The organism is Terrisporobacter sp. (genome assembly GCF_017888745.1).
Classification (GTDB): Bacteria; Bacillota; Clostridia; order Peptostreptococcales; family Peptostreptococcaceae; genus Terrisporobacter.
Genome location: NZ_JAGHFM010000169.1, coordinates 1 through 6,086 on the forward strand (window position 1 = coordinate 1; position 6,086 = coordinate 6,086).

Consider the following 6,086-nt stretch of genomic DNA (forward strand, 5'->3'; position numbering starts at 1 on the left):
AATTGATAGCTAACAGCCCTTATTACATCATTGACTGTTATGTTATTTTGTGTTAAATTTAATTTGCAAAGAATTTCATAATTCTTGTTGAGCATAGAGATCATTCCATTCATGGGTTTGAGTGCAACTCTATGCTCTTTTATTTTGCAAAAAAAGTCAATACTTAAATGTCAACTAAACATTATACTATCAATACTCTATATCCATTTTGTTTCAAAGTTTTTATATGATTTATTATCTTTTCTCTATCTATGTTAACTTTATTACTATCTAATATTGAAATCAATAATTGAGCTGTCATTAATATTATGTTTATAGGCGTTCTAAACTCATGAGACATATTTTCTAAGAAGTTAACCTTTATCATTTCTGCACCGATTGCTTCTTCTAATTTATCATTTTTATCTTGTAGATTTTTATTTTTAGTTTTATAATCATTCAAACTTTGTCTTAATTCATCTTTATATTCTATATTAGTAATTAATAAACTAAATTGATTGCAAATATCCATTATATAACCATCATAAACTTTGCTACAATTGTCTTTTTCATCATAATATATATACATAACCCCAATTAAGTCACTATTATATTTTAAAGGAAATATTCTTAACTTAGAATTAGATGAGATATCATAATCTCTTATGTATTTCTTTTTAAACTCTTTATTCAAACTACTATCTATATTTATTTCTAATTTATCATCATATGTACTTGAAAATATTTTATAATCAATTTCTACCTGTGTATTATTACAAAACATATTGTTATGTCTGCTACAACTTAAATATTTTTTTAAATTATGTGTATCTTTATCTACTAAAAATAAATTTATACTTGTGCTACTTATCATTTCACTCAAATTATCTAAAATCGATTTTATAGACTCTGTATATTCATCACATTCTTTATTCAGTGTATTATTAATAAATAAATTATTTAGTTCCTTATCTATTTTATTTTTATAAGTAATATTATTACAATATGCTCCTATAAATTTTATATCTCCATTATCATCTTTAATTGGAAACTTATAAACTCTATAAAATTCTTCATCTATATTATCACTTAATTTATGTTCATAAAATAATTCTTTATCTTCTTGTAAAATAGCCTTATCACTATATTCACACTTTTCATAAAAAGATTTAAATCTAATGTCTCTATCAATTTTTCCTATTATCTCATCCTTAGGTAATCCTATCTTCTCAGATCCATTTTTATTAATATAAATATATTTACCATCTTTATCTTTCATATAAACTTCGTGAGACATATGATCCAATACAAATTCTAAATCTTCTATAGTATATAGTCTTTTATCCTCCCCAGATTTTTTACTCATAATATTCTCCTTTGTTACCCCACTGATGTAGTCCCCCATCATTGTTTTTTATAGTAGATTTTATTTATTATTTCTATATATTTTATCAAAAATTTATATATATATAAAGTATATTTTTATATAACAAACATAAGCTTAGCTATTCTGACAAATTTATAGAATAAAACAACTCGCTTGACTTATATAACCAGCAAATGTATCTGTTGCTTGAGTAACTTATTCACTAAACATTTCAAGCCCATCCAGTTGATATTATAAATTATCTGGAATTTCGGTGATTTATAGTATCTTAAATATATAAAAAAGCTAACCAATATAATTGATTAGCTCTTTGTAATATATAATTCTATTTTTTACTTAATTATTTTGATTCAACAGAAACAGCTTTCATGATAGTAAGATATCCTGCTACCATACCTGCTATTGAACACATTATACCTTTGAATATTCCCATTGTTTTAACTGTTAATGGAGATAAACTTAATATCATAACTAAAGCCCAAGTTACTATAGTGATTACAACCATAGTTACTGCACCTACTGCTAAAGCTAATGTCCATTTGTTTTTTGGTAAGAAACCTACTATTTTATTAGTAACTTCTTGTTTAGTAATTTTACCAGAATTAACATCTTTATTCGTTAAAGGTAATACTATTAATGATAATATAAATCCTAATATTAAACTTGTTGCTGCTAAGTCTATAACTATATCTGTTGTCATAAATATAGCATCTGGCTCACTTTTGTGTAATGCATAGAATACAATTGCATTTATTATACCGTTTATTATACCATTTCCTATAAGACATTTTTCTAATAAGTATTTGTTAAAATTGTGTACTTTTGTCATTATTCTACCCTCTTTTAATTAATTTGTTTTAATTAGTATTTAAAATTTTTGCAAAAAATATTTATATAAATATTATTTCATTTCTTTCAATAAACAATAATATCATATAGCAAATGATTTTTAAAGATAAATTTTAATTAATATTAAATTTTTTTAATAATAAAAAAAACTAGGTATTTTCCTAGCTTTTTTCGACATAATATCTTATATTTTTTTAATAACACTTGATTTTAATTTCATTGCACCGAATCCATCTATTTTACAATCTATGTCATGTCCATCAGATGCTTCATGAATTAAACGAATGTTTTTTACTTTAGTTCCTATTTTTATAACTGATGAACTTCCTTTAACTTTTAAATCTTTTATTACTGTTACAGTATCTCCATCATTTAATACATTTCCATTAGCATCTTTTATAACATTTTCTTCTACTTCTTCAGATTCTTTAGACCATTCATGAGCGCACTCTGGACAAACAAATAAGTTTCCATCTTCATAAGTATATTCTGAGTTGCATTTAGGGCAATTTGGGTAATTTTCCATAATATTATTTCCTCCGATTTTTTGTCATTAATTCTAAAAGAATTTAGTAGTTAAAATCATATGATATTTTAACATAATTTCATATCATCATAACCTTTCATATTGTATCATATTTTCTTATGTTAACAATATACCCTTTATAATTAGTTTGCCTATTTTATATTATTTAGTTTCATAAAATAAAAACTTAACTTTTATTATATTGGAAATAAAATAATTTATTTTTAACTATATGAATTTAACATCTTTATATAAATCGCCTGCTAATTCTACTAATTTCTTTTTATTTATTATACTGTAACCCTTATCATCTTTTTGCAATACCTCTTTTTCACATAGAACATTTAGAGTTCTTAATAAATGTCTGTAACTACTTCCCAAATGTTCAGCAATATTAACTAAACTTTCATCAAAATCTACGTATAGGCTTTCATTGTTATTAATTAATAATAACTCATTGATATAACTTGCCAATCTATTTTCAAGAGGATAAAGTAAATTTATAGAGCTATTCATACTTATTGCTGCCAATTTTTCAGCTAAACTTTCGCATGCAAATTTCAAAAATTTGCTATCTTCTATTAATTGGCTCCTTGCTATATCCATAGGTATCGCTAAGCAATAACATGTACTTAAGGCTTGTAATGTTCCTGATACAACTTCCTCTTTTATGAATTCTATATCTCCTATTGCTCTAAAAGAATTATAAAAACTAAGAAGAGAAGACCTTCCATTAGGTAAGCTTTTAAACACTTTTGCCTTTCCTTGTACTAAAAACATAAAATATTTTAATTCTTCATCTTCCCTACATAAATACTCATGCCTTTCAAATTTTAACAATTTCATATATCTTTTCATATCTTTATTAAATAATTTTTGCATATCTAACTCTTTATAGAAACTTTCTATTACAAACTTATCATCTATTTTTTTCACACTATATTTCCTCCAATCTTTCAATATATTTTAAATATTATAGATATATGTGACATATGTCATTATTTTTATTATTTTTTTATGATATTTTATTTATTATTCTAAGAGAGGAGATTTATATTATGAATTATTTGATTTCAATTTTCACAGGAGCAATTCTTGCTATAATGATTTCTTTAAATGGTGGTGTTAGCACTACATCTGGTAATTACGCTTCTAGTGTTATTATACATTTTGTTGGACTTATCGGTATCATAGCTGTTCTTTTAGTTACTAAATCAAAATTTAAAAATCTTAAAGGTATACCATTTTATATGTTTACAGGAGGCCTTATTGGCATATTAACAGTTTTATTTACTAATGCTAGTTTTTCAACCCTAGGAGTTTCTTTAACTGTTTCTCTTTCATTACTAGGTCAATTAATTACGTCTCTAGTAATAGACCACTTTGGGTATTTTAATTTACCTGTAAATAAATTCGATAATAAAAAAATATTAGGATTTATCATCATTATCATAGGTATCTATGTGATGACTTTACAATAAGGAGGGATATTATGTTTTATATATTAGTTGCCATATTATCAGGTATCACAAATGTAATTTCTAGATCTGTAAACTTTGTTTTATCAGAGAGAATAGGTGTATATCAAAGTACTTTTTTTAATTATATATTTGGTCTTGCTGGTTCATTTATATTATTAACAATTAGTGGAGAAGCATTTAAACTGTTTACAGCTAGTTCTTATAGTGCCCCATGGATTGTTTATACTGGAGGACTTGTAGGTGTGGCAGTTGTATCATTACAAGTATTTTTATCTTCTAAAGTTTCATCTTTCTATTTGACTTTATTACTATTTGTAGGGCAATTATTTACAGGAATAATAATAGATTATTTCTCAACAGTAAAAATTTCTATTTATCAAGTAATCGGCGGAATTTTAGTGGTAGTGGGCCTTGGTTATAATTTATATATAGATAAATCTAAAGAAAAAGAAACCGTATCTGATTAATTGATACGGTTATTTTTTAATTAAATTTTGATTTTATAAAATCAATCATTTCTGATTTATTCTCCTCAAATTGAACTAATCTATTAACATTTGCTCCAGAAGGATGAGGAAAATTCTTTAAGATTTGCTCTTCGTTTATAATTTTCTCTTTTGCTAGATTTAGTAAAACTTCTTCAACTGCCCTTCCTAATGGTATTAATATCACTCTGTTATAATCTTCTATCTGTCTAAGTTCCTTAATAAAATTTTCATATACATACTTCATCAAAAACTCACTTTTTATTAGTTTTGGAGCATGACCTGTATAATTTTGTTTTTTTACAAATACAGAATAAGGTATTAATGAAACTGTGTGTAGTAAATAATCATTATGTAAAAATAGTTCACTACAACTTTCTATACCAAGAACTTTATTAAGCTCTATTCCATCTAACATACTAATTATATTTTTTCTAAGGCTTCCACTAAATCTACCTGCTACTTTACACTTATATTGTATAGTTTCAATATCATCATGATTTTCTAATTCTTTCCTAGCTGTTGATATAGCTGTATTCATCTGTTGAAATCCAGGTGTTATACCTATTATAAAAATTTTAGCTTTAGGATTTAAATATTCATTATGTGGAGCATAATATATTTCTATATTATCTTCTTTATCTACTAAAAAATCTTCTGTTAATAGTTCATCTTTTGTATACTTATCTTTTAAAGGAAGTTTTCTTATTACATCCTTATAATCATATAGTGTTTTTTTCATAATATCCTCTCGAGTTATTTTATAATAAATAGTTATTTTATTTTATCTAATTTATATTCACATTATAGCAATAATTTATAATTCTTTTTAATTAATTTAAAACTTAAATTTTTATTAGGGTAATTCATCTACTTTTGATATTTTTATATCATATATTATATAAATTACTATGTTTGTTATAATGTTTGAGTTATTTAAAGTTAATACCTTAAAAAACTTAAATTTTTTATAAATATTAGATTAGTGGAAAACATGTATGCAAAAACTACTTAGTAAAGCAAGACAATCCATTAAAGATTTTCACTACAAAAATTTGAACTAATAGCTATAAACCTAAATCCAGGATGAGTAGACACCCATCCCCTTTACAAGTTATGCAAGAATTTAAATATACCGTTCTATGAAGTTCAAACAGATATAAAAGAAATTGTATTTGACATAAGAAAAGAAAAAAATCCATGTCCAGATAATGGTAAAACAAATAGATTGATTTTAATTATAATAAAAAGGCCATATCAAAATGATATGGTCTTTTACAAAGGTTTGGGTGTATGTAAAAACACTTAAAATATGTGTATTACCTAATTTAAATATAACTTAGCCTCTAATTCTTGAGATATTGCTAAATTATATATAT

The 6,086-nt window shown here is 24.2% G+C and carries 7 protein-coding genes; 2 read left to right on the forward strand and 5 right to left on the reverse strand.

Translation table 11 applies throughout. From position 1 onward, the window contains the following. Positions 1 to 181: 181 nt before the first annotated feature. The 4 genes from J7G74_RS08315 to J7G74_RS08330 form a co-directional block, all read right to left on the reverse strand. Entirely contained in the window at positions 182 to 1,345 is a 1,164-nt protein-coding gene (locus J7G74_RS08315) for a PAS domain-containing protein (RefSeq protein WP_297134029.1), read from the reverse strand. Positions 1,346 to 1,706: 361 nt separating this feature from the next. Then, positions 1,707 to 2,195: a hypothetical protein gene (locus J7G74_RS08320; RefSeq protein ID WP_297134032.1), complete on the reverse strand. Its 489-nt coding sequence runs from the start codon at positions 2,193 to 2,195 to the stop codon at positions 1,707 to 1,709. Between the two features lie 204 nt (positions 2,196 to 2,399). Beyond that, on the reverse strand, positions 2,400 to 2,741 hold the full coding sequence (locus J7G74_RS08325) for a zinc ribbon domain-containing protein YjdM (protein WP_297134035.1): 342 nt from the start codon (positions 2,739 to 2,741) through the stop codon (positions 2,400 to 2,402). A 228-nt stretch (positions 2,742 to 2,969) separates the two neighbouring features. Further along, entirely contained in the window at positions 2,970 to 3,677 is a 708-nt protein-coding gene (locus J7G74_RS08330) for a cyclic nucleotide-binding domain-containing protein (protein ID WP_297134038.1), read from the reverse strand. A gap of 122 nt (positions 3,678 to 3,799) precedes the next feature. On the opposite strand from J7G74_RS08330, the gene J7G74_RS08335 reads away from it, so the two are divergent. Beyond that, entirely contained in the window at positions 3,800 to 4,222 is a 423-nt protein-coding gene (locus J7G74_RS08335; protein ID WP_297134041.1) for a DMT family transporter, read from the forward strand. A gap of 11 nt (positions 4,223 to 4,233) precedes the next feature. Further along, a complete protein-coding gene (locus tag J7G74_RS08340) occupies positions 4,234 to 4,689 on the forward strand; it encodes a DMT family transporter (protein WP_297134044.1) in 456 nt (151 codons plus the stop codon). Between the two features lie 16 nt (positions 4,690 to 4,705). On the opposite strand, the gene J7G74_RS08345 is transcribed toward J7G74_RS08340, so the two are convergent. Beyond that, positions 4,706 to 5,449 carry a uracil-DNA glycosylase family protein gene (locus tag J7G74_RS08345; protein WP_297134046.1) on the reverse strand — a complete coding sequence of 248 codons (744 nt, stop codon included), beginning with the start codon at positions 5,447 to 5,449 and terminating at the stop codon, positions 4,706 to 4,708. Positions 5,450 to 6,086 lie beyond the last annotated feature (637 nt).

Excerpts from the sequence above, each read along its gene's own strand:
- J7G74_RS08340 (WP_297134044.1), top strand. The coding sequence starts at position 4,234 with ATGTTTTATATATTAGTTGCCATATTATCAGGTATCACAAATGTAATT.
- J7G74_RS08335 (WP_297134041.1), top strand. The coding sequence starts at position 3,800 with ATGAATTATTTGATTTCAATTTTCACAGGAGCAATTCTTGCTATAATG.
- J7G74_RS08315 (WP_297134029.1), bottom strand. The coding sequence starts at position 1,345 with ATGAGTAAAAAATCTGGGGAGGATAAAAGACTATATACTATAGAAGAT.
- J7G74_RS08320 (WP_297134032.1), bottom strand. The coding sequence starts at position 2,195 with ATGACAAAAGTACACAATTTTAACAAATACTTATTAGAAAAATGTCTT.
- J7G74_RS08325 (WP_297134035.1), bottom strand. The coding sequence starts at position 2,741 with ATGGAAAATTACCCAAATTGCCCTAAATGCAACTCAGAATATACTTAT.
- J7G74_RS08345 (WP_297134046.1), bottom strand. The coding sequence starts at position 5,449 with ATGAAAAAAACACTATATGATTATAAGGATGTAATAAGAAAACTTCCT.